This window comes from Sphingobium sp. B12D2B, assembly GCF_025961775.1.
In the GTDB taxonomy this organism is placed as follows: domain Bacteria; phylum Pseudomonadota; class Alphaproteobacteria; order Sphingomonadales; family Sphingomonadaceae; genus Sphingobium.
The window spans coordinates 162,549-185,156 of the sequence record NZ_JAOQOH010000001.1 but is presented as its reverse complement, the minus strand read 5'-3'; the positions used below and the strand labels follow the sequence as shown (position 1 = coordinate 185,156).

Annotated in this window: 27 protein-coding genes; 11 read left to right on the top strand and 16 right to left on the bottom strand. The window is 65.3% G+C overall.

Annotated features, from left to right (window positions below; genetic code table 11):
- Positions 1 to 9: 9 nt before the first annotated feature.
- The 5 genes from M2335_RS00935 to M2335_RS00915 all read right to left on the bottom strand — a co-directional run bounded on the left by M2335_RS00935 (position 10) and on the right by M2335_RS00915 (position 3,287).
- Positions 10 to 342, bottom strand: coding sequence for a zf-TFIIB domain-containing protein (locus tag M2335_RS00935; RefSeq protein ID WP_264593498.1), 333 nt, complete (start codon positions 340 to 342; stop codon positions 10 to 12).
- A 333-nt stretch (positions 343 to 675) separates the two neighbouring features.
- Complete coding sequence (gene rpsI / locus M2335_RS00930; protein WP_264571594.1) at positions 676 to 1,200, bottom strand: 30S ribosomal protein S9; 525 nt, start codon at positions 1,198 to 1,200, stop codon at positions 676 to 678.
- On the bottom strand, positions 1,200 to 1,679 hold the full coding sequence (rplM, locus tag M2335_RS00925) for a 50S ribosomal protein L13 (RefSeq protein WP_181560974.1): 480 nt from the start codon (positions 1,677 to 1,679) through the stop codon (positions 1,200 to 1,202). Before rplM ends, rpsI begins: the two co-directional genes overlap by 1 nt.
- A gap of 145 nt (positions 1,680 to 1,824) precedes the next feature.
- Positions 1,825 to 2,157, bottom strand: coding sequence for a divalent-cation tolerance protein CutA (gene cutA / locus M2335_RS00920; protein ID WP_264593497.1), 333 nt, complete (start codon positions 2,155 to 2,157; stop codon positions 1,825 to 1,827).
- The gene (locus M2335_RS00915) at positions 2,154 to 3,287 is read right to left on the bottom strand and encodes a COX15/CtaA family protein (protein WP_264593496.1); all 1,134 of its coding nucleotides are present in this window, start codon (positions 3,285 to 3,287) and stop codon (positions 2,154 to 2,156) included. The genes cutA and M2335_RS00915 overlap by 4 nt, the downstream gene beginning before the upstream one ends.
- A gap of 111 nt (positions 3,288 to 3,398) precedes the next feature.
- Here M2335_RS00915 and M2335_RS00910 point away from each other — a divergent pair, with 111 nt between their 5' ends.
- The 3 genes from M2335_RS00910 (at position 3,399) to M2335_RS00900 (ending at position 5,170) form a co-directional block, all read left to right on the top strand.
- Positions 3,399 to 3,782 carry a MerC domain-containing protein gene (locus tag M2335_RS00910; RefSeq protein WP_264574071.1) on the top strand — a complete coding sequence of 128 codons (384 nt, stop codon included), beginning with the start codon at positions 3,399 to 3,401 and terminating at the stop codon, positions 3,780 to 3,782.
- Positions 3,783 to 3,913: 131 nt separating this feature from the next.
- Entirely contained in the window at positions 3,914 to 4,303 is a 390-nt protein-coding gene (locus tag M2335_RS00905) for a protocatechuate 4,5-dioxygenase subunit alpha (RefSeq protein WP_181560971.1), read from the top strand.
- Between the two features lie 3 nt (positions 4,304 to 4,306).
- A complete protein-coding gene (locus tag M2335_RS00900) occupies positions 4,307 to 5,170 on the top strand; it encodes a class III extradiol dioxygenase family protein (RefSeq protein WP_264571590.1) in 864 nt (287 codons plus the stop codon).
- A 143-nt stretch (positions 5,171 to 5,313) separates the two neighbouring features.
- On the opposite strand, the gene M2335_RS00895 is transcribed toward M2335_RS00900, so the two are convergent.
- Entirely contained in the window at positions 5,314 to 6,468 is a 1,155-nt protein-coding gene (locus tag M2335_RS00895) for an L-lactate dehydrogenase (protein ID WP_264593495.1), read from the bottom strand.
- A gap of 353 nt (positions 6,469 to 6,821) precedes the next feature.
- Between M2335_RS00895 and M2335_RS00890 the strand changes: the two genes are divergently transcribed.
- Positions 6,822 to 7,121: a hypothetical protein gene (locus M2335_RS00890; protein ID WP_181560968.1), complete on the top strand. Its 300-nt coding sequence runs from the start codon at positions 6,822 to 6,824 to the stop codon at positions 7,119 to 7,121.
- A 93-nt stretch (positions 7,122 to 7,214) separates the two neighbouring features.
- On the opposite strand, the gene M2335_RS00885 is transcribed toward M2335_RS00890, so the two are convergent.
- Genes M2335_RS00885 through M2335_RS00855 form a run of 7 tightly spaced genes read right to left on the bottom strand, consistent with a single transcriptional unit; the run spans position 7,215 to position 10,922 of the window.
- On the bottom strand, positions 7,215 to 7,871 hold the full coding sequence (locus M2335_RS00885) for a glutathione S-transferase family protein (protein WP_264588227.1): 657 nt from the start codon (positions 7,869 to 7,871) through the stop codon (positions 7,215 to 7,217).
- A 4-nt stretch (positions 7,872 to 7,875) separates the two neighbouring features.
- Positions 7,876 to 8,367, bottom strand: a complete 492-nt coding sequence (locus M2335_RS00880) for a VOC family protein (RefSeq protein WP_264588228.1) — start codon at positions 8,365 to 8,367, stop codon at positions 7,876 to 7,878.
- 11 nt (positions 8,368 to 8,378) lie between these two features.
- On the bottom strand, positions 8,379 to 9,149 hold the full coding sequence (locus M2335_RS00875) for a VOC family protein (protein WP_264593494.1): 771 nt from the start codon (positions 9,147 to 9,149) through the stop codon (positions 8,379 to 8,381).
- Between the two features lie 23 nt (positions 9,150 to 9,172).
- A complete protein-coding gene (locus tag M2335_RS00870; protein WP_181560964.1) occupies positions 9,173 to 9,532 on the bottom strand; it encodes a DUF1428 domain-containing protein in 360 nt (119 codons plus the stop codon).
- Positions 9,529 to 10,212 carry a glutathione S-transferase family protein gene (locus M2335_RS00865; RefSeq protein ID WP_264593493.1) on the bottom strand — a complete coding sequence of 228 codons (684 nt, stop codon included), beginning with the start codon at positions 10,210 to 10,212 and terminating at the stop codon, positions 9,529 to 9,531. The genes M2335_RS00870 and M2335_RS00865 overlap by 4 nt, the downstream gene beginning before the upstream one ends.
- Before the next feature lie 42 nt (positions 10,213 to 10,254).
- Entirely contained in the window at positions 10,255 to 10,485 is a 231-nt protein-coding gene (locus tag M2335_RS00860; protein WP_264571582.1) for a DUF4287 domain-containing protein, read from the bottom strand.
- 23 nt (positions 10,486 to 10,508) lie between these two features.
- On the bottom strand, positions 10,509 to 10,922 hold the full coding sequence (locus tag M2335_RS00855; protein WP_264571581.1) for a VOC family protein: 414 nt from the start codon (positions 10,920 to 10,922) through the stop codon (positions 10,509 to 10,511).
- Positions 10,923 to 11,007: 85 nt separating this feature from the next.
- On the opposite strand from M2335_RS00855, the gene M2335_RS00850 reads away from it, so the two are divergent.
- Together M2335_RS00850 and M2335_RS00845 are read left to right on the top strand one after the other, a co-directional pair.
- Positions 11,008 to 11,730 carry a winged helix-turn-helix transcriptional regulator gene (locus tag M2335_RS00850; RefSeq protein WP_264593492.1) on the top strand — a complete coding sequence of 241 codons (723 nt, stop codon included), beginning with the start codon at positions 11,008 to 11,010 and terminating at the stop codon, positions 11,728 to 11,730.
- Between the two features lie 39 nt (positions 11,731 to 11,769).
- Complete coding sequence (locus M2335_RS00845) at positions 11,770 to 13,281, top strand: YifB family Mg chelatase-like AAA ATPase (protein ID WP_264593491.1); 1,512 nt, start codon at positions 11,770 to 11,772, stop codon at positions 13,279 to 13,281.
- 35 nt (positions 13,282 to 13,316) lie between these two features.
- On the opposite strand, the gene M2335_RS00840 is transcribed toward M2335_RS00845, so the two are convergent.
- The gene (locus tag M2335_RS00840; protein ID WP_264593490.1) at positions 13,317 to 14,606 is read right to left on the bottom strand and encodes a dipeptidase; all 1,290 of its coding nucleotides are present in this window, start codon (positions 14,604 to 14,606) and stop codon (positions 13,317 to 13,319) included.
- Positions 14,607 to 14,708: 102 nt separating this feature from the next.
- On the bottom strand, positions 14,709 to 15,548 hold the full coding sequence (locus M2335_RS00835) for a diacylglycerol/lipid kinase family protein (protein ID WP_264593489.1): 840 nt from the start codon (positions 15,546 to 15,548) through the stop codon (positions 14,709 to 14,711).
- Between the two features lie 191 nt (positions 15,549 to 15,739).
- On the opposite strand from M2335_RS00835, the gene M2335_RS00830 reads away from it, so the two are divergent.
- The 5 genes from M2335_RS00830 (at position 15,740) to M2335_RS00810 (ending at position 21,029) form a co-directional block, all read left to right on the top strand.
- Positions 15,740 to 16,525 (top strand): succinate dehydrogenase iron-sulfur subunit, encoded by a 786-nt coding sequence (locus M2335_RS00830; RefSeq protein WP_264571563.1) that lies wholly within the window; start codon positions 15,740 to 15,742, stop codon positions 16,523 to 16,525.
- Positions 16,526 to 16,566: 41 nt separating this feature from the next.
- On the top strand, positions 16,567 to 17,031 hold the full coding sequence (locus M2335_RS00825; protein ID WP_181560956.1) for a GFA family protein: 465 nt from the start codon (positions 16,567 to 16,569) through the stop codon (positions 17,029 to 17,031).
- Positions 17,028 to 18,146, top strand: coding sequence for a cell division protein ZapE (zapE, locus tag M2335_RS00820; protein WP_264593488.1), 1,119 nt, complete (start codon positions 17,028 to 17,030; stop codon positions 18,144 to 18,146). Before M2335_RS00825 ends, zapE begins: the two co-directional genes overlap by 4 nt.
- A gap of 85 nt (positions 18,147 to 18,231) precedes the next feature.
- Complete coding sequence (locus M2335_RS00815) at positions 18,232 to 19,899, top strand: hypothetical protein (protein ID WP_264593487.1); 1,668 nt, start codon at positions 18,232 to 18,234, stop codon at positions 19,897 to 19,899.
- A gap of 11 nt (positions 19,900 to 19,910) precedes the next feature.
- The gene (locus M2335_RS00810) at positions 19,911 to 21,029 is read left to right on the top strand and encodes a glycosyltransferase (protein WP_413716130.1); all 1,119 of its coding nucleotides are present in this window, start codon (positions 19,911 to 19,913) and stop codon (positions 21,027 to 21,029) included.
- Between the two features lie 10 nt (positions 21,030 to 21,039).
- On the opposite strand, the gene M2335_RS00805 is transcribed toward M2335_RS00810, so the two are convergent.
- Complete coding sequence (locus M2335_RS00805) at positions 21,040 to 22,503, bottom strand: glycosyltransferase family 39 protein (protein ID WP_264593486.1); 1,464 nt, start codon at positions 22,501 to 22,503, stop codon at positions 21,040 to 21,042.
- Positions 22,504 to 22,608: the final 105 nt, after the last annotated feature.

The following is a 22,608-nucleotide window of genomic DNA, read 5'->3' as shown; positions in this document are numbered from 1 at the left end:
AACCCCCGATCAGTCGAACAGCTCTTCGAGGAACGACTTCTTTCGCTTAGGATAGCCTTTATGCGAGCGGTAGCCGTCATCCCGATGGCCCTGCTCGCGATATCGCTCATCGCGGTACGGCTGCTGAGCCTGAGATTGAGGCGGATAGGGCTCGGCGCGGGTCTGTGGCGGGGCGGCAGGCGCCAATTCGGCACTGGCGCGCTCGATAATCTTGTCCAGCTCGCCCCGGTCCAGCCACACGCCACGGCATTGGGGGCAATAATCGATTTCGACGCCTTGGCGCTCGCTCATCACGAGCGGCACGCGGCAGACGGGGCAGGGCATGGACTGGGCTGATGACATGAAAAACCTCCGATGGAACGACTGTCGATCGGGTGACTGATGCAGGTCTTCAATGGGTCTGGACCCGGCACCGAGCGCACTCGATGCGGTCCGACATCACGATCCATAGGGGATCGCCAGAGGGGCCCGGCCCGCAAGGCCAAAGTAGGTGAGCCCTGTTGCAGGTCAAGCCGTCGCGCGTGAACCTATGAGCGCTGCGCCCACAACGCGTCCAAAAGAAAAGGGCCGCCCTGAAGAGCAGCCCTTGTTCCGATCCCGGACGGGAAATTCTGAAGCTTCTGCGCGTCCGCGGAGCCGGACCATGGTCTGCTCCGCGAAACGACGCCGACGTTCTTAGCGCTTCGAGAACTGGAAGCTGCGGCGAGCCTTGGCGCGGCCGTACTTCTTGCGCTCGACGACGCGCGGGTCGCGCGTGAGGAAGCCTTCTGCCTTCACGGCGGCGCGCAGCGTGGGCTCATATTTGCTGAGCGCCTGCGCGATGCCGTGCTTCACGGCGCCGGCCTGACCGGAAAGACCGCCACCCTTCACGGTGCAGATCACGTCATACTGGCCGGTGCGGTCGGTGACCGTGAAGGGCTGGTTGATGACGAGACGCAGCGTGGGACGTGCGAAATAGGTTTCCTGATCGCGGCCGTTGACCGTGATCTTGCCGGTGCCGGGCTTCACCCACACGCGGGCGACGGCATCCTTACGACGGCCGGTGGCGTAGGCGCGGCCCTGCTTGTCCAGCTCCTGCTGGCGCAGCGGCGCGTTCGACACCTTCACGGGTGCCTGCACGGCGTCGGTGGCGGCGGGCGCATCGGCGTTACCCTGGGTGAGGTCCTGCAGATCGGACAGCGAGTTGACGGTATCGGACATCAGGCACCAACCTTGTTCTTGCGGTTCATCGCCGCAACATCGAGCACTTCGGGGTTCTGGGCTTCATGCGGATGTTCGCTGCCCGCGAAGACGCGCAGGTTGCGCATCTGCTGACGACCGAGGGGACCGCGCGGAATCATGCGCTCCACGGCCTTCTCCAGCACGCGCTCGGGGAAACGACCCTCGAGCACCTTCTGCGGAGAGGTCTCCTTGATGCCGCCGGCATAGCCGGTGTGCTTGTAATAGCGCTTGTCGGTCAGCTTGTTGCCGGTGAACTTCACCTTGTCGGCATTGATGACGATGACATTGTCACCGCAGTCGACATGGGGAGTGAAGCTGGGCTTGTGCTTGCCGCGCAGGATGTTCGCGATGATGCTCGCGACGCGACCAACGACGAGACCCTCGGCGTCGATCAGCAACCATTTCTTCTCGACCGTGGCCGGGGTTGCCGGCTTGGTGGTCTTCATGAGCGCCTTCATGGCCTCTTGCCTCCAGGAATGAGTATCCAGAAAATAACAACAGCGGCGCCCCGGAAAAGGCACCGCCCGCGCGGCCCCAATGGCGATGAGGGGGCGGAGAGTCAAGAAAAAGCACGCCCTTGCTGACGGGTATCAGGATACCCTATCAGTCCAGACGGGCGTCAGGCCGGGTTTTTTCGTGCACCCAGGCCGCATAGGCCGCGGTGGTGTGCGCGGGCCAGGTGAGGATCGCGGGGAGATCATAGGCATGGGCCTGCGCAATGGCGGTCATGAGCGCCGCGCAGCGGTCCGGCGCGGTCTTGAACAGCACCACCGTTTCGGCGCTCTGCTCGATGACGCCATCCCACGGATAGATCGAGCAGCCTTCGCCCAGCACATTGGCGCAGGCGGCCAGTCGCTCTTGCACCATCTGGCGGCCCGCCGCTTCAGCCTCGGCGCGCGAACCATAAGGCACGTAGACCAGAGCGATCTCGCTCATGCGCGCGCAGGCGCGAGATCCGATTCGCGATCCCGCTGGCCGATCCGATGCGCGCCGGCGACCGCGATGGCGAGGAGCAGCGCGCCGGTGACCTGATGCGTGACGGCAATGTGCAGCGACACGCCGGTCAGCACAGTGCCGATGCCGAGCATCACCTGCACCAGCGTGGCGCCGGTCAGCGCATAAGAGAGGCGAAGCGCGCCCTGGGCATGAAGGCGCCCGGCCATCCACAGCATGGCGCCCGCCGCGACCATGGCCCACCAGCGATGGAGGAAGTGGACGAGGAACGGGTCACTGGTCAGCGTCATCCACAGCGACCCCCACCATGCGATTCCGTCAGGCACGAAGCGGTCGTTCATCATCGGCCATGTGTTGGAGACATAGCCGGCGCGCAGACCGGCGGTGAGCGCGCCGAGCAGCAACTGGATGAAGAGGATGAGCACGGGGATGGTGCCCGCCCATGTCGGCACGGCCCGTCGCGGCGCGAGGCTGGCGGGAGTGGTGGCGCTGGCGGGATTGGCGGCACCATGCCGGGCCAGGCGCAGGAAGTCGCAGGCGGTCCACACCACGGCGCCGAGCAGGATCAGTGCCATGCCCAGATGCGCGGCGAGCATCGCCGGCTGCACGTTCACCCGGTCGACAAGGCCGCTCTTCACCATCAGCCAGCCGACGGCCCCCTGGGCGCCGCCCAGCGCCAGCAGCACCAGCAAGCGGACACCGAAGCCGCGCGGAATAGCGCGACGCAGCGCGAACCAGGCCAGCGGCACGGCATAGGCAAGGCCGATGATGCGGCCGACCAGCCGGTGGAAATATTCCCAGAAATAGATGTGTTTGAACGCTTCGAGCGTCATGCCCTTGTTCATCAGCGCATATTGTGAGCTGGTGCGATACTGGTCGAACTCTTCCTGCCACTGCGCCTCGTTCATGGGCGGCAGGGTGCCGGTCACCGGCTTCCACTCGGTGATGGAGAGGCCCGACTCGGTCAGGCGGGTGATGCCACCCACCGCCACCATGAAGAGAATCAGGCCCGCGACGACGAACAGCCAGCGTGCCAGCGGGGCGGGACGGCCAAGATGGCGCCCGCCGACCGCGGGCGCACCGGGCGAGGACGAGTGCGCAAGTTCAGCCATCCGGTCCCCATGCGCCGCGGGATCGGCGGAAGCAAGCCCCCCGCATAAAGGCCTCACCCGGAGGCAAAGGATATGTTGTATCTTCCCGCGAGGGGGCGTATGGCCCTTGCAATGAGAACGCTCACCGCACCCCGGATGTGGACAATGCCACAGCTCGACCGGCTGGCCATCGGCCTGTCCGGCCTGTGCGCCGTGCATTGCCTGACGACGGCGATTGCTGTGGGCGTGCTGTCTTCTGTCGCGGGCATTTTCGAGGCGGAGATCATCCATGAGGCCGGCCTGATGATCGCCATGGTGCTCGGCGCACTGGCGCTCGGCCACGGCGCGCTCAAGCATGGCATGGCGCTGCCGGTTGCGGTCGGCGCGCTCGGCCTCGGCATCATGGCCGGGGCGCTCAGCCTGCCCCATGGCTGGGCCGGCGAGACGCCTTACACGCTGCTCGGCGTCGCCCTGCTTGCCTTCGGTCACGAGCTTAATCGCCGCGCCTTCTGGTGACCCCCTAGCGCCAGGGGCGCTGCGACGACGACCCCCCGCGCGATCAACATCCCCTGCTTGATCAAGGTCAATGTCTGCCCGGCGCGGCGAGCGCAGTGACGGATCCAGTCCTGAAGCAGGAGCATGGATCAATGGGTGCGATCGAAACGATCGAGGCGGGAACGACCGCCAAACGAATCATTCCCGGTACGCCGGTCTTCGACGGTGATGCGGCGGCGCGCGGCTTCGCGCTGAACGCCATGTGCTTTTCGTTCAACGATGCTGCCAATCGCGCCGCCTATCAGGCGGACGAGGAAGCCTATTTCGAGCGCTTCCATCTGACTGAGGAGCAGCGCGAGGCGGTCCGCGCCCGCAATGTCCTCCAGATGATCGAGGCGGGCGGCAACATCTATTATCTCGCCAAGCTGGCCGGCATCTACGGCCTCAATGTGCAGGATGTGGGGGCGCAGCAGACCGGCATGAGTGTCGAGGCTTTCCGTCAAATGCTGCTCGACGCAGCCCATCAGCAAGAGGAGGCCTGAGCCATGGCGCATATTCTCGGCGGTATCTTCACCAGCCACGTGCCGGCAATCGGCGGCGCCATTGCGCGCGGTCAGGAGCAGGACCCTTATTGGAGCCCGTTCTTCGATGGGTTCAAGCCGATCCATCGCTGGCTTGCAACCGCCAGACCGGACGTTGCCGTGGTCTTCTACAATGACCACGGCCTCAACTTCTTCCTCGACAAGATGCCGACCTTCGCGGTGGGCGCGGCGGACAGCTACCACAATGCCGATGAGGGCTGGGGCCTGCCGGTGCAGAACGGATTCAAAGGCGACGCCGCCCTCTCCTGGCACATCATCGAGGGACTGGTGGAAGACGAGTTCGACGTCACGACCTGCCAGTCGATGCTGGTGGATCATGCGCTGGTCGTGCCGTTCCAGCTGTCCTGGCCCGGCGGCGGCCAGTGGCCGGTGCGCATCGTGCCCATCGCCATCAACACCGTGCAGCATCCGCTGCCGAGCCCCAAGCGCTGCCTGGCGCTGGGTCGCGCGGTCGGCAAGGCGCTGCGCAGCTGGCAGGGCGATGAGCGGATCGTGGTGTTCGGCACCGGCGGACTCTCCCACCAGCTGGACGGGGAACGCGCCGGCTTCATCAACCAGCGCTACGACCAGTTCTGCATGGACAATCTCGGCCCCGATCCGGATGCGCTGACGAAAATCAGCGCGCTGGATATCGTTGAGGAAGCCGGCAGCCAGGGCATCGAGATCGTCAACTGGATCGCGGCGCGCGGGGCCTTGGGCGAGGATGTGGCCGAGGTCAGCCGGAACTATCACATCCCCATCTCGAACACGGCGGCGGCGACGATGTTGCTCGAAAGCGGTTCGACCGCCCTTGAACAGGCGGCCTGACGAGGAGGCTATGTTCTCCCCTCCTCTTTAGAGGAGGGGGCGGGGGTGGTGGCGATGCGCCAGCATCGCGCAGGCTTGAATGACGGCGAAGTCGTCGCACCACCCCAACCCCTCCTCTGAAGAGGAGGGGCTTAATAAGGTTGCTAGTATCCGCCCCGCTTGTCGAGCAAATGCGGCCCGGCGTCCGCCACGCGGGCGCAGCCGGTGAGCGCGAGGCCGGAGCGCAGTTCGAGCGCATATTGCGCGAGCATCCGGGAAACAGCGGCTTCGCCCCCGGCGGCGAGGGCGAAGGCCCAGGGGCGGCCGATCATGACGCCCTTGGCACCCAGCGCCAGCATGCGCAGCACATCGAGGCCGTTGCGGATGCCGCCATCGATCAGCACGGTGAGGCGGTCACCCACCGCTGCCACGATGTCCGGCAGCGCCTGCGCGGTGCCCACCGTGGCATCGAGTTGGCGGCCGCCATGGTTGGAGACGACGATCCCATCCGCGCCGATCTCCGCCGCGCGGACCGCGTCGGCCGGGTCCATGATGCCCTTGAGCACCAGCGTGCCGGACCAATGCTCGCGGATGAATGCCAGATCCTTCCAGGTGACGGACGGATCGAAGTTCTGGCCGCTCCAGCGCAGAAAATCGCCCATGCGCACCTTGCCGTTCATGATCGGCACCAGATTGCCGAGTGTATGCGGGCGGCCGTGCAGCCCGACATCCCAGGCCCAGCCGGGATGGGCAAGGATCTCACGCCAGCGCCGGGCCTGACCGCGCAGGCCGGGCGGTCCCGAGAGGCCCGAGCGCTGGTCGCGCCAGCGCGGGCCGGGCAAGGGCAGGTCGACGGTCATGAACAGCGTGTTGCAGCCCAGAGCCTTCACCCGGGCCAGCAGGTCGGCGATGAACGCGCGATCCTTCGCCATGTAGAGCTGGAACCAGAAGGGCAGGCCGGTGCCGGCGATTTCCTCGGCCGAGCAGACCGTCACGGTCGAGGCGACCATCGGCACGCCGTTGGCATGGGCGGCACGGATCGCCTGCGCCTCGCCGCGCCGCGCCAGCAATCCGCCCATGCCGATCGGCGCGAGCATCAGGGGCATGGCGAGCTTTTGCCCGAACAAGGTGGTCGAAAGATCGGATGCCGAGACGTCGTTCAGCACCTGCTGGCGCAAGGTGACGGCGCGAACGGCGGCGCTGTTGCGCGCTAGGGCCAGCTCGTCGATGCTCCCGCCATCGACATAATCGAACAGGAAGCGCGGTAGCCGGCGGCGGGCGGCGTCTCGAAGATCGGTGAAGCTGTGCGGCCAGACCATTCAGCGCCGTGCCTCGCGGGCCTTGGCGGGCGCGTTCGACGCCGCCTTCGTCATCCTCATCATCTGGCTCTCCTCACGGGGTGTGTGCCCACCATTCTGTTTGCGGCGGTGAGCGTAGAGCGGATGACGCGCAAACAAAATAGCGTGCTCTCGATACGGCGCTCGGTGCGCGATGGTGAATTTCGCCAACTATCTGGACGAATAACCAACCTGTGGGAGGGGGCTTTTGACGGCGCTGAGCTTCCCGATTTTCAACATACTGAAAAGAGGTGTTTTTATGATTTGGCACGCAAAGTGCAAAGCCTTGTGTGTCAGTCATTCGGGACTGAAAAAATTCAGTAGGGAGAACCAACATGTCGAGCAAATTTCATCTGATCGCCGCCGCTGCCGCTATCGCCATCCTGCCGCTGGCCCAGCCGGCGCTGGCCGCGCCTGCTGCGGAAACCACCTATCAGATTCCGGCCAAGGTGCTGAAGCGTGGCGACCAGACCTTCTATTGCTTCAAGCAGCAGGCGACGACTGGCACGCGCATGTCCCGCCGGGTTTGCGTGACCGAGAAGGAGCTGAGCTATGCCGGCGCGCGGATCGAAGGCGCGGGGGACTCGGTGCAGATCAGCAAGGGCGGCGAAACCCGGATCGCGAGCCAGCGCTGATCGCCACGCGCTCCGCATGACACACAGGGGCCACAGGCCGGGGGGGAGCGTGGGAGCGTGACCCCTCGGCAGCCGGCCGATGGTTAGAGGATTTCAATCCCGGTCCGGCGCGCCAAGCGGGAAATAATGGCGATAGGGCCTCGCGCCCTCGATGCAGCGGGCAACCGACGGGCGCTCGTTCAGCCGCCCGCGATAGGCGCGCACTTCCGGATAGCGCTCGCCGATCGGGTGGACCCAATCGGCATAGAACAGAGCCGGCGCGGCGGCGCAATCCGCCATGCTGAACCCTTGCGGCGAGGCCCAGAGATGCCCGGTCAGCCGCGTTTCCAGCCAGCCATAAATGGTCTCGAGCGCGTCTCGCGCGCGCTGGGTGCGCACCGGATCGCTCGCGCCGATGAGGTGGGGCAGGGCCTCGGTCACCGCCGCCTGAACGGGCGTCATCACATGATTGTCGAACACGCGGTCCATGAACCGCACATCCAGCGCGTCATGGGCGGTGGCGGGAATCAAGGGCGCGCGCTCATAGTGGCGCAGGTCCAGATATTCGATGATCGTCGTCGCCTCGATCACCGGTGTGTCTTCATCCATCAGCACCGGGAACTTGCCGAGCGGCCACTGGTCGCGCAGCGCGTCCATCACGCCTTCGTCTTCCACATTGCGCAGCGTGTAGGGCAGTTCCTTCTCGTGCAGCGCGATCATCGCCTTCCAGCTGTAGCTGGAGAAGGGATGGGCAAAGAGGATGTAACTCACGGGGTCAGTCTCCGGAAAAGGCGGTTTCGAGCGTGGCGATGTCGATCTTGTGCATGGTCATCAGCGCGCTGCTCATGCGGCGGACGGCGTCTGCGTCGTCGCTGGCCTGCATCTCCAGCGCCCGGCGCGGCACGACCTGCCAGGAGACGCCGAAGCGATCCTTGCACCAGCCGCACATGCTTTCCGCGCCGCCATCCGCGATGAGTGCGGTCCAGACGCGGTCCAGCTCGGCCTGATCCTCGACGGGGATGACGAAGGACACGGCTTCGGTCTGCGGAAACATCGGCCCGCCGTTCAATGCGGAGAAGGGACGGCCGCTCAGCGTGAACAGCACGAGCATGGCCGTGCCGGCGGGGAAATTGGGCGGGAAGGGCGAGTCATCGACATAGCGGACGATCCGGTCGATGCGGGAATCCGGGAAGAGCGAGACGTAGAAGGTCGCGGCCTCCTCGGCTGTCCCGTCCATCCAGATGCAGGGCGTGATCGCGCTGGTCATCTCCGCTCTCCTTATCGACCGCCCACAAGCGCAAAACGCGCGCCCTGCGGATCGGTGCCCATGACGACCCAGTCACCGCCGGGGACCTCATGGGGGCCTGTGGTGATGGTGCCGCCATGGGCTGTGATGGCTTCCATCGCGGTCGCGATGGACGGTACGCGGAAATAGAAGCGCCATTCGGCCCGCTGGTCTTTCTGTTCCAGACTGGCGCCGATGGGCAGATCGCCGACGGACAGGAAGCGATAGTCGCCCATCGGCCCCATCGGCATGGCGGAGGGGTTGGTCCAGCCGAACAGGCCTGTATAGAAGGCGAGCGCTGCCGGCTGGTCCGGCGAGGATAGTTCGTTCCAGCCGCAATGGCCCACCGCTTGCGGCGAGAAAGCGCGGCTGACGCCACCCTCGACGCTGCCGCGCATGATATAGAAGGGCGCGCCATGCGGGTCGGCCGCCATGGCGAAGCGGCCGACACCGGGGATGTCCTGCGGTTGCACGTAGAGGCGACCGCCCATGGCCAGGATCGCCGCCGCTGTCGCATCGACATCATCGACGCCGATATAGCCGAGCCAGATCGGGCGCCCGCCGCCGGCGATCATCTCGGCATCCAGCGCCATCATGCCCCCGACCTCGCCATCGGCGGCGCGGATCATGCGATAGTCCATGCCCGGCATGTCGCTTCGCTCCGCGATGCTCCAGCCGACCACGGCCCCGTAGAAGGCGCGGGCGGCCTCCAGATCGGTGGTCATCAGCTCGTACCAGATGAATTCGCCCTGCCTGTTGGTCATGGGGCCGCCTCCTCCCGCCAATGCTATTTGCGCTCGTCCAGAATCACGGTGAAGCCCCCGTAGATCATGCGCGGGCCGACCATCGGATTGTCCTCCGGGGCGTGCGCCATGCGCTCGTCGGCCATCAGCTTCTGCCAGCCGGAATCGCGGGTCGCCTTGTCCGGCCACTCGATCCAGGAGAAGACGACATCCTCGCCCTCTTCCGCCAGGACGGCGGTGCGCAGATCGTTGGTCTTGCCGGGCTGCACATCGTCATTCCAGCCCTCCACCACGCGCAGCGCGCCATATTCGATGAAGAGTGGATCGACCCGGCGGGCGATCTCCAGATAGTCTGCCTTGCGGCCGGGTTTCACCGGCACGAGGATGCCATCGATATAGGTCATGCGGATACTCCTTCTGATTGGACCGCATCATCGGAGATGAAGTCGGCCATTTGCGCCGCCATGGCGGCCTTGAATGCGGGACGCGCCTCGCCGCGCGCGACATAGGCGGTCAGCACGTCCGGTATGGCGAGGCGATCCGGCGAGAGATTGCGCAGCGCCTCGACCATCAGAAGGTCGCCGACCGTGAAGCGCTCTTCCAGCCAGGGTTTGTCGCCCAGCGCTGCGGCAAGCCGGTCGAGGCGGCCTTCCACCTGCCTGACGGCATCCGGGCGGCGCAGCCTCGCCCACTCCTGCCCGGCGCAGAACAGGTCGATATCGGCCAGATGCATGATGCCCGGCTCGATGCTGTTGAGTGCGGCGACGGCCCATGTGATCGCCCGCGCCCGCCCGACGGGATCGCGCGGCATCAGCCGCTCGTCCTTCTCGGCGATGTGGAGGACGATGGCGCCACTCTCGAACAGGGCGACATCCCCCTCCCGATAATGCGGCACCTGGCCGAAGGGCTGCTCGCGATAATAGTCCGCCGGCCGGTCGATGGCGCTGATCAGGCGGGTGCGATAATCGAGGCCTGCCTCCTCCAGCGCCCAGCGCACCCGCAGATCGCGGACATGGCCGCGCGCGAACGGCGGCACCCATGAAAATGCAGTGACCTCGATCGGCGCATCAGTCTTCTGCGGCATGGTGAACTCCTCTCATCGGATGCGCTGAGGCGATGGGCGCGCTCAATCGCCTTCCTTGCGAATGCCCTTGAGCAGGGCGTAGACGGCCATCGCGTGGCCCCGGCCAAGATCGAAATCGCGCTTGAGACTGGCGATCAGCGTCGCGGCCTTCACGTCCGGCTTCAGTCTCTTCTCGTCATCGAGAAAGCCGTGAAAGGCGGCATAGGCGCGCAGATCGTCCGGCGACTGGCCGGTCTTTGTCCGAATGGTATCGAGATAGGCCTGAAAGGACATGGCGTGTCTCCGTCGTGTGGCAATTAGGCAGGCTCAGGCATTGCGCTCATGTCCATCCATACCGGCTCCCAGATGTGCCCATCGGGATCGGCGATGCTGCGCGCGTACATGAAGCCATGGTCTTGCATGGGGTTGGGATCTGCGAGACCGCCGCTGCCGGCGCCGCGCTGGACCATATCGTCCACGGCCTCACGGCTTTGCTCGCTCAGGGCAAAGGCCGCCTGCGCGCTGCGGTGGGCGTCGATGATCTCCCGGTCGGTGTAGCTCGAGAAGCGCGGGCGGGTGAGCAGCATGACGCAGATCGCGTCCGAAAAGCGCATCATGGCGGCGCTGTCATCCGTAAACTCCGGCACATTGACGGCGCCGATCGCCTCATAGAAGTGCATCGATCTCGACAGATCGGTCACTGGCAGATTGACGAAAATCATCCGTTCCATGGGCAGCGCGTTTCCTCTCCGGTAGCGAGCCGACCGACTCGGTTCGCCTTGACGATCCTGACCCACAGACTTAAATGTTGCAACCATGGAGTTAGAAAAAATAACTAACGAGTCGAAACTCCCTCAAAAGCGTCGATTTGACGATGCCTGCGGCCTTGCGCACGGGCTCGATCTGGTCGGCGAGCGCTGGGCGCTGCTTGTCGTCCGCGAATTGCTGCTCGGGCCGCGTCGCTTTTCCGATTTGCGCGCGGCCTTGCCGGGGCTGAGCGCCAATGTGCTCACCCAGCGCCTGACCGAGCTGGAGGAGCGCCACATTGTCGAGCGCCTGCGCCTGCCGCCGCCCGCCAATGTGCAGGTCTATGGTCTGACGCCATGGGGCAAGGAGGCCGAGCCGATGGTGCTGGCGATGGCGCAATGGGCCTATCGCTCGCCGACGCATGACCGGATGCTGCCGCTCAACGGCACGGCCATGATGCTCTCCTTCAAGATCAATCTGGATCGGGCAGCGGCGGCGGAGATGGTGCTGCAGGTCGGCTTTCGCATTGACGGCACGCCCTATCGCGCCAGTCTGGATCGCGGGCTTTATCATGTCGAAGCCGGCGAGGTTTCCGACCCGGACCTGGCCTATGAGGGCACGGCGCGGGGCCTCGCCAAGCGCTTCTACGGCAAGATGCCCGTCGACCAGCTTGCCGAGACGGGCGAGCTTAGCGTGAGCGGCGATGCGGCGCTGGAGGCGCGCTTCGCGGCGCTGTTCACTTTGCCCGCGCGATACCAGCCCAACGAAAGCGGCTCGACTTTGCCCCTCTGACCCGACATAGACAGGGAGGGGAACAAAGAGGGGGCAAGCTTGGTTGCGACGGTGGAAACGGTGGCGTTTCTCGGGCTGGAGGCCCGGCCGGTCGAGGTGCAGTGCCAGCTTGTCTCCGGCTTGCCGAACTTCATCGTTGTCGGGCTGGCCGACAAGGCCGTGGCGGAAAGCCGCGAGCGCGTGCGCAATGCCATCGCCGCCATTGGCCTCTCGCTGCCGCCCAAGCGCATCACGGTCAATCTCTCTCCCGCGGACCTGCCCAAGGAAGGCTCGCATTACGATCTGCCGATTGCGCTCGCCTTGCTGGGGGCGATGGGCGTCGTCGATGCCGAGCAACTGGCCGATCATCTCGTCGTGGGTGAGTTGGGGCTGGACGGGCGCATCGCGCCGGTGCCGGGCGTGCTGCTGGCCGCGCTCCATGCGGCGCAGGCGGACAAGACGCTGATCTGCCCGGCGGCGCAGGGGTCGGAGGCTGCCTGGGCAGGCTCCGAAGGCGTGCTGGCCGCGCCGGATCTGCTCGGTCTCATCAATCATCTCAAGGGCGCGACGGTGCTGCCGCGCCCGGCACCCGGGACGGTCGAACCGCCGGTGCCGGGGCCGGATCTGCGGCAAGTGAAGGGCCAGGAGGTCGCCAAGCGGGCGCTGGAGATCGCGGCGGCTGGCGGGCATAATCTGGTGATGGTCGGGCCGCCCGGAGCCGGCAAATCCCTGATGGCGAGTTGCCTGCCCGGCATATTGCCGCCGCTCACGCCGGCCGAAGCGCTGGAAGTCTCCATGGTCGCCTCCGTGGCCGGTACGCTCTCGGGCGGGCGGATCAGCCAGAACCGGCCCTATCGCGCGCCGCATCACAGCGCGTCCATGGCGGCGCTGGTCGGCGGCGGGCTGCGGGTGAAGCCGGGGGAAGTCAGCCTCGCGCATCTGGGGGTGCTGTTTCTGGACGAACTGCCTGAATTTCAGCGCGCGGTGCTGGATAGTTTGCGGCAGCCGCTGGAGACGGGCGAGGTCAGCGTGGCGCGCGCCAATGCGCATGTGACCTTCCCGGCGCGGGTTCAGCTGATTGCCGCGATGAACCCCTGCCGCTGCGGGCATCTCGCCGATCCCGCTTTGGCCTGCTCGCGGGCGCCACGCTGTGCGGGCGATTATCAGGCGAAGGTTTCGGGGCCGCTGCTGGACCGGATCGATCTGCATGTGGAGGTCGGCGCGGTTTCGGCGGCGGACCTGCTACTGCCGCCGCCGGTCGAGGGATCGGCGGAGGTCGCCGCCCGCGTCGCGCAGGCCCGTGCCCGCCAGACGGCGCGCGCGGCATCAAGCGGGGGCGCGCGCACCAATGCGGAACTGAATGGCGATGCGCTGGATGCCCATGCCGCGCCGGATTCGCCGGGCCGCGATCTTCTGGCGCAGGCTGCCGCCGCGATGAAGCTGAGCGCGCGGGGCTATACCCGCGTGCTCCGGGTCGCCCGCACCATTGCCGATCTGGCGGGTGCAGAGACGGTGGGGCGGGTGCATGTGGCGGAAGCGCTGAGTTACAGGCGGCGCGCGCCAGTGAATTGAGGGGGTGAATTGAGCGGGTGAATTGAGGGGATGGCTTAGCTCTTCGGCGCGGCGTCCATCGCCTCGCGCGTGCCGGTGGCGGGTGGTTCGTCCTTCAGGGAGGCGGCGACCTTCTCGGCCTGTTCCATGACGCGCAGGATGTTGCCGCCGGCCAGCTTGGCGATATTGGCATCGCTCCAGCCGCGCTTCATCAGCTCCAGCAGCAGCGGCGGATAGCTTTCCACGCCGGTCATGCCGTCCGGCAGGGCTGGTAGCCCATCATAATCGCCGCCCAGGCCGACATGATCATAGCCGGCGACCCTGGCGATATGATCAATATGGTCGGCGACCATCTGCACCGTCACGCGCGGCTCGGGATTGGCGGCGAGCCAGGCCTCCATGGCGGCCTTCGCCCGGTCCGGCTGGCCGATATAGAGGCCGTTGAGCGGCGGCTGGTTGTAGAGCGCGCGCTGGGCGCCCTGCTGCACCCCCCACACCCGGCGCGCCTCCGAAATATAATTGGGCGCGAAGGCGACCATGACGATGCCGCCGGTGCGCGCGACTTCCTTGAGCACCTTGTCCGAGACGTTGCGAGGATGATCGCACAGCGCCCGTGCGCTGGAATGGGAGAAGATGACCGGCGCGCGGCTCGCGGCAATCGCGTCCAGCATCGTGTCCTCGTTCACATGGCTGAGATCGACCAGCATGTTCAGCCGGTTCATCTCGCGCACCACCGCCACGCCGAAGGGTGTGAGCCCGCCATGGGCCGGATCGTCGGTGGCGCTGTCCGCCCAGGCAATGGTGCGGCTGTGCGTCAGGGTGAGATAGCCCACGCCCAGCTCGGCATAAGCGCGCAGGACCGAGAAGCTCTCATCGATCTGGCCGCCGCCTTCCGCGCCGATCAGCGAGGCGATGCGCCCGGCCTTGTGCGCGGCCCGGACCTGCGCGGCGGTGCGCGCGAGCGTGAACTCGGCCGGGTAGCGGCGCACGATGGATTTCACGAGGTCGATCTGTTCCAGCGTCTTCTTGACCTGCTCCAGCGGCGGCAGCGTCGCGGGGACGTAGACGGACCAGAACTGACCGCCGACCATGCCCTGCCGCAGCCGGATGATGTCCGTATCGAAATCCTCTGTGTTCAGCCGCGTCAGGTCCACCGACCAACGCGCATCGCCATCATGGCCGGCGATGGCGCCGGGCCAGTCATTATGCCCATCGATCAGCGGCGTGGCGCCGAGCACTTTCTTGAGGCGCGGCAGATTGGGATCGGCGGGGTCGGCCGGTTCGGCCAGCGCGGTGGTCGCGGAGAAAGCCAGAGCGGCGGTGAGCAGGCGCGTGAGCATGGACATGGCTGCATTTCAGCATGTCCGCGGGCTGGTGGGAAGGGGCCGGCGGGGCGCTGGAGGGGGAGAAATGTCGTACGGCGGGCGGCGGCGCTGCGGCGCTGCGGCTCAGCGCCAGCCTGCGTCGCCCTGTGCGGCGAAGAAGCGCACGCCTGATTGCGCGCTGCGGAGGTTGAAGGGCGCCTTGGTGGTCGCCTTCTCGCCATCGACGAGCAGGTCCAGCGTCTTGCCGGCGCTTTCTATCTCCAGATGATCGGCGGCGCCGAGCGATTCGGAAGGCCCATTGCGGAAATCGCCCGAGAGCCAGGCCCAGCCATGCGCGAATAGCTCGCCGGCATTGCGGGCGAGCACGCCATAGGCATGCAAGCCCTGCTTGGCCGGCTCTACGAAGATCGCGGGATAATCGCGCGGATCGCCGACGAGGGAGACGGCCGGGGCCTCGAAGGTGGCGGTGATGGCCTCCGGCACCTTTTCCGCCAGCGCGGCGAGATCATGATTGCGCAGCGCCTCGCGCACATTGCCCCATGCGGCCGTGGGGCCGACGATGATGCCCGTATAGGCGGTGATCTCGTCTGCCTCGATCACCGGCACGGCCATCACGGTCCCCTTGTCCGCCAGATAGGCCTTGGCGATGGCGAGCGGATCGAGATTGCCGTGGAGCCGGTGAGCCAGCAGGTTCATCGTGCCGCCGGGCAGCGCGAGCAGGGTGCCATCCCAGCCGGCGAGCGCCTGCGCCGTGGAGGCCAGCGAGCCATCCCCGCCGAGAATGATGACGAGGCCGATGCCGCGCTCACGGGCCTGCGCGGCGTTTGGCAGCGGGCCGTCGTCGATGGGCCGGGCGGTGCCGATGGGCCGTCCGGCCTGCGCGAACGCGGCCTGGATCGCGGACACCAGCGCAGGATCGCATGTGCCGCTGCGCTCATTATAGATGAAGAGGGAGTCGCTCATTGTGACCGTCATGCTCGCCGGGAACGTCTGGCGGGGTGTTTGGATGCAGGATGGCGGTGGTTACAAGCAATTTCGCTTGGCCTCCGCTCGGTGCTTGAGCCGCGCGGACACACGCGCTAGGACGCCGCATTGCTTTTATTGCGGCGCGGCATCAAGCGCCCGATCAGCCAGCAGGCGGCAGGAAACAGACGATGGCCGAATTCTCCCTCCCCGCAAACAGCGTCGTTCGCAAGAACGGGACCGTGCATAAGGCGCAGGACGGCGCCACGAACGTCAAGAAGTTCAAGGTCTATCGCTACGATCCGGATAGCGGCGAGAACCCCCGCTACGACACGTTCGAGATCGATCTCGATAAATGCGGGCCGATGGTGCTGGACGCGCTCATCAAGATGAAGGGCGAGCAGGATTCGTCGCTGACCTTCCGCCGCTCCTGCCGCGAGGGCATTTGCGGCTCCTGCTCGATGAACATCAACGGCAAGAACGGCCTCGCCTGCACGACCGCGATCGAGGACTGCAAGGGCGAGGTCCGCATTACGCCGCTGCCGCATATGGACGTGATCAAGGATCTCGTGCCGGACTTCACGCATTTCTATGCGCAATACAGCTCGATCAAGCCCTGGCTGCAGACCGTCACCCCGCCGCCGAGCGGCAAGGAGCGGCTGCAGAGCCCGGAGGATCGCGAGAAGCTGGACGGACTCTACGAGTGCATCCTGTGCGCCTGCTGCTCCTCCAGCTGCCCGAGCTACTGGTGGAATTCCGATCGCTTCCTTGGCCCGGCGATCCTGCTCCAGGCCTATCGCTGGCTGGCCGACTCGCGCGACGAGATGACCGGTGAGCGCCTCGATGATCTGGAAGATCCCTTCCGCCTCTATCGCTGCCACACCATCATGAACTGCGCCAATGTGTGCCCCAAGGGCCTGTCGCCCGCCAAGGCCATTGCCGAGACGCGGAAGATGATGGTCGAACGCGCGATTTGACGTCACAGTCGACCGAGACAACGACAATTCGGAGATCGGCGATGGTGAAGGAAGGCGAAGTTCTGGATGGCGGCTGCTTGTGCGGAGAGCTCCGCTACAAGCTGACCGGGCCGACGCTGTGGGTCTCCCAATGCTGCTGCAAGGATTGCCAGAAGGCGACCGGCACCGGCCACACCACGATCATCGGCATTCATAACAGCCAGCTCGCCATCGAGGGCACGCCCAAGACCTATACCAACCATGGCGATACCGGAGGGGATGTGACGCGGCATTTCTGCGGAACATGCGGCGGGCGGATTTTCACCTCCGGCACGCTGCCGGGCGAGTTCATCATGGTGCAGGCCGGGTCTCTCGATGAGCCCGACCGCGTCTCGCCGCAAAGCGTCATCTACATGAAGGATGCCGTGGCCTGGGACTATTTCGACCCGGCGCTGCCCAAATATGAGATCATGCAGCCGCGCGTGCAGCACAGCGCCCCGGCGGAGGCCTCCCCGCGCGACGCATGAGTGGCCTGCTCTCCTGTTATGACGACCTTATCGCCGCTGGAGAGCTGAAACCCGATCCGGATCAGCGCGCTGCCGCGATCCGGCTCGACCGGCTGCAGCAGGAGCTGGAAGCCGCGCCGAAGAAAGGCTCCGTGCTCTGGCGGATGCTCCGCAAGGCGCCCGAGCCGATCCGCGGCGTGTACCTGTGGGGTGGCGTCGGGCGCGGCAAGTCCATGCTGATGGACCTGATGCGCGATTGCCTGGATGGCCCCGCCAAGCGCCGCATCCACTTCCACGAGTTCATGCTCGATGTGCATGCGCGGCTGAGGGCGGTGCGCGAGAGCGAGAGCGGCGACCCGATTGCGCCCGTCGCCGCGCAACTCGCGGCCGAGGCCAAGGTGCTGCTGTTCGATGAAATGGTGGTCAACAATATGGCGGATGCCGCCATCATGTCCCGCTTGTTTACCGCCCTGTTCGATGCTGGGGTGACGCTGGTCGCCACCTCCAACCGCGCGCCGGACGATCTCTACAAGGATGGGCTCAACCGCGAGCTGTTCCTGCCCTTTATCGATCTGCTCAAGGCGCGGCTCGACGTGGTGCCGCTCAACGGGCCAACCGATTATCGGCTGGATCGGCTGGGCGGCATGGACATCTGGCATGTCCCCAATGGCGATGAGACCACTGCCAAGCTGCGCGAAATCTTCTTCCGCCTGACGGACTATCCGCCTGAAGACAGCGCCAATGTGCCGAGCGAGGAACTGAGCGTGGGCGGCGGGCGCAGCCTGCATGTGCCCAAGAGCCTCAAGGGCGTGGCGGTGTTTTCCTTCAAGCGCCTGTGCGGAGAGGCGCGCGGCGCGGCGGACTATCTCGCCATTGCGCGGCGCTTCCACAGCGTCATCATCGTCGGCATTCCGGTGCTCTGGCCGGAAAACCGCAACGAGGCCGCGCGTTTTGTCACGCTGATCGACGCCCTGTACGAGCATAAGGTCAAGCTGATCGGCGGTGCGGACGCCCTGCCTCAGCATCTCTATCCGCAGGGTGATGGCAAGTTCGAGTTCGAGCGGACGGTCTCCCGCCTGATGGAAATGCAGTCGCTGGAGTATCTCGCGCTCGGCCATGGCGCGCACGCCAGTTGACGTAAAATTAGGCTGCCGGTGCTAGCGGCTAGCTGAATGATGATCTGATATGCGGGCCGGTGGGCCTGTGGGACGTGGGGAATCAATGAAGCAGGGGTCCAGCGGTGCAGGACGGCTTTGGCTTGCGGCCACGCCCGTCCTCGTGATTTTTGCCATCGCGGCAGTCCTCTTCGCGCGTGTCCAGAATATCTGGATCGACGAGACCACCCAGCTTTCCGGCGTCATGCTCGCGCCGGGCGCGCTGCTCTCCTGGCTGGCCGGCGGCTATGATGCCGGGTTCGGCGTGCCGGACGACCGGATGCCGCCGCTGAGCTACTTTATCGATATGATCGGCTGGCACCTGTGGGGCGCCAATGAGTTGGCGTTCCGGCTTTATCATGCTGCGATCACGGCCGGCGGCATCCTGATCCTGATGCGCGCGCTTGCATCCCGCTACGGGTTGCGCGCGGCCGTGATTGCCGGGCTGCTGCTGGTGCTTTCCCCCCGGCTGGTCTCCATGGCCGTCGAAATCCGGGCCTATCCCATCCTTCTCGCGATCAGCTGTGCGCAGGCGGCGATGGTGATTCGCGGCGATGTGGCGCAAAGCGTGCGGCGGCTGGGCCTGTTCGTGCTGCTCGGTGTGCTGAGCGGCTACACGCATTTCTTCGGCATCGTTGCGACATCGGCCTATACGCTGGCCATCTTCATCGATGCGCGGACTGTGCGCGGCGCCGTGCGGGTGGTGCTGGCCTATGCGCTGCTGTTGCTGCTGTGGGCAGGACTTGCGCCCTTCATTCTGGGTGCGGCCAATCTGAGTTCGCCGGCACCCGGCTCCGCCGCGCCGGCCGGCGGGGTCGGTCTGGGCGACATCGCGGCCTTTCTGGCGCAGATGCTGGTGAGTGGCGCGACTTTAGTCGATCTGCCGGTGGCCGCCTTTTGCTTTGCGGGGGGCGCCATCCTTTTGCTCGTCGCGGCAGTCGGTCTTGGCGGGCAGGCCGCCACACGCGGAACAGCCATCCGGCATGATCCGGTCATCGGCCTGATCCTCGCGCTGGCTGCGGGCATGATCGTGACCATCGCGGCGGCGCTGCTGGTCTCGCAATTCGATGCGCTCGCGCCGCGCTATAATATCTGGATGCTGGCGCCGCTCGCGGTGATCCTCGCGCTCGCCGCTGACGGGGCCATCGCGAGGCGCGGGCGGATCGCCGACTGGATTCGCCACGCGGGCACCGCCCTTCTGGTGATTGGCAGTGCGGCGGCGCTGGTGATGTTTCTCGTGCGGGCCGACTGGTTCATCCACGGACCGTCGCGCACGCTGGAGTCCATGGTGGCCGAGGCGGAAAAACCGCTCGCTGTGCTGCACGTCGGCGATGCCTGGGCATGGGCCTATTTTCCGCTCTATCGCACCCATCGCGACGATCTGCCGCAATGGCTGCTGACGGCGGACGGGCAGTCCGCGATCCGGATCACGCGCGGCGGCGATCCGGGTGGGCCGCCGCAGCCGCTGACGGCGCTGGCCGACCGCGCGACATTGCTGGTCAGCCATGTCGAACTCAAAAGCCACAATGACCTGCGCGCCTTGGCGCGGGGTGAGAAGCCCCCGCCGGCGAGGGATCCGGTCCCCGCCCTGACGGCGGCTGGATGGCGCCCGGCGGAAACAATCGATCGTCCCGGTAATTTCGCCTTCACCGGTACGCTGTACCATCATCCCGACCCTGCATCAGCGCCGACCCGTCAACCCACCGCGCCAGCCATTGAGGACCTTTCCGAGTGACCATCCAGACCATGACAGACGCTCCGGTCGCGGCGCAGATGCTTCCGGCCGAGCTTGCGATCGTCGTTCCGACTTTCAACGAAGCGCAGAATGTGGCCTTGCTCGCCGATCTGGTCGACAAGGCGCTGCCCGGCGTCGCCTGGGAGCTGGTGTTCGTGGACGATAATTCGCCCGACGATACCTCCGGCAAGGTGCGGGCGCTGGCTCAGCGCGATCCGCGCGTGCGCATTCTCCATCGCTTTGGGCGCCGGGGCCTGTCGAGCGCCTGTGTCGAGGGCATTCTTGCGACGTCCGCCCCTTATGTGGCGATCATGGATGCCGATCTTCAGCATGACGAATCCGTGCTCAAGACCATGTTCGAGCGGATCAGGGCGGACGATGTCGATCTGGTGGTCGGCAGCCGCTATGTCGAAGGCGGCGGCATGGGCGACTGGAGCGAGAGCCGCCAGCGGATGAGCCAGTTCGCCACCAAGCTGGCGCTCAAGCTGACCAAGACGCCGATTTCCGACCCGATGAGCGGCTTCATGATGATGCGGCGGGATGCCTTCATGCGCTCGCTGCCCAATCTCTCGACCGTGGGCTTCAAGATCCTGCTGGATATCGCGGCCAGCGCACCCACGCCGCTGCGCGTCGCGGAAGTGCCCTACACCTTCCGCACGCGCCAGTTCGGCGAGAGCAAGCTCGATAGCCTGGTGCTGTGGGAATATGTACAGCTGCTCATGGACAAGGCGGTGGGCCATATCGTGCCCGTCCGCTTCCTGAGCTTCGCCATGGTCGGCGGCACGGGTGTGGTCGTCCACTTTGCCGTGCTGACGCTGCTGTTCGTGGCGCTGGGCGTGAGCTTCGCGGTGGCGCAGACCGCAGCGACGCTCGTCGCCATCACCAGCAACTTCCTGCTCAACAACATGTTCACGTACCGCGACCAGCGCCTGCAGGGCTGGGGATTGCTGCGCGGCTGGATCACCTTCAACCTCGTCTGTGCCTTCGGTGCTGCGGCGAATGTCGGCGTGGCAGACTGGCTGTTCGTCAACAATGGCTACTGGGCCCTGTCCGCACTGGCAGGCATTCTGGTCAGCGTGGTGTGGAATTATGTGATGTCCGCCTTCTTCACCTGGAAGAAGAAGGGCTGAGCGTGGCAGATCATTCGAACCTAACGAAGCGGTGGTAAGCCTCGGTCCGGTCGTCCCGGACCGGGCTAATTCGCGCTAACCGGGTAACCATGGCGCTCCAAGCCTCGCCCAAATCGGAATCGAACGGCGGGCGCTGTTCAAAAACCAGAATCGTTGGCGGACACTTGTTGATGGCATCGGCACACCGCCTAAGCTGACTGGCAATTGCGACTTCATCTGCCTCCGGGCTTCTCCGGCTAAGCACATGCCAAGTCGAGGCAGGGAGTCGGTAAGCGGCGAGCTCGCGCGTGAGCTGCTCATCATAATAGACGGTCGCGCCGCGCCAGCCTGAAGCCTTAGCGGCAATCGCCTCTCCGGGGTTGGGCAGGCGCTGTGCAGGGTAGTCAGGCAGAAGCGCCCAGATATGAGCGATCGCGAGGAGGAGAAGCACGAGCGGGCGCAAGCTGCGCGGCAGGCTCATCACGGAAAAAGCGAGCAAAATCGGCAACGTCACAAGAGCGCCCATGAACGATCGTGCGAGGTAGATAGGCTTGAAGACGCCGACAAAGGCGAAGAGAAGTGGCCCCAGCACCAGAAAGGTCATCATGACGATGAACAGCCGCGGGGATTGCTTCCACAGTTGCAGGGCCCCGAAGACATACAGACTTACAACAACGATCTTGGCGAGCGCCGGAAAGGCGATGGCCGTCATCGTCTGTTCGTAGAAAACCTTCACGTCCGTGGGTGCGATCCAGCTGTTGCGGACCGCACCTTCCGTCATCGCGTAGCCCAGAAAATGGACCGACTGTGGAATGCACAGCAAGGCCGCGACGGCGATGCAGGCACTCAGCAGCCAAAACAGTCGCCAGTCGCGATCGTAAAGCAGCAGCAGAAGCGTTGCTGCGCCAAAGAGGACCATGAAGAGCAGCGAGACATATTGGAGGTAAAATGTAAGGGCGAGGAAGAGTGTAAAGCCAATGGCGCATCGCCACTGTCTCTTCCTCGGCATGTCGCGCTGTCGGAGCAACTCGAGATAGAAGTAGGTCGCCCACAGCATTGCGAAGGCGATGACGCCGTAAAAGCGGATTTCCCGAGTGTAATGAACATTCAGCGGGTGAAAAACGAAAAACAGTCCGGCGAGGATCGCTACCGGCAGGCCGAGCCAGTTCCGCGCAATCAGGAAGAGTGCAGGCACAGAAAGAGCACCGATGAACGCCGGTAGCGCGCGCATCGCAGTGCGGCTGTCACCGAATACGGATATCCAGGCCTTGAGCAGGACGGTAAAGGTCGGCGGATGTACATCCGTGGTGCGATGAAGCGAGAAGTGGTGGGCGTAAGTTTCGCGGGTATAGAGCCAGGTGAAGATCTCATCTTGCCAAAGAACCGGATGCTCTATCCAGAACAGTCGGACCACGGCCGCGAGAGAAACTAGAAAGGCCAGAAGGCCCGCCTGTCGATAGGTCCGATCCCCAATCCATGCAGCAAAACTTGACATATCGTCCCCCCACCCGGCTGTTGCATATCCACATTCCCGCAAGCCGCAAAGAACAACCCCTTGTTCCGTGAGCGCCCTGTGAGCGTGCTCGCCAGAGGTGCTGCA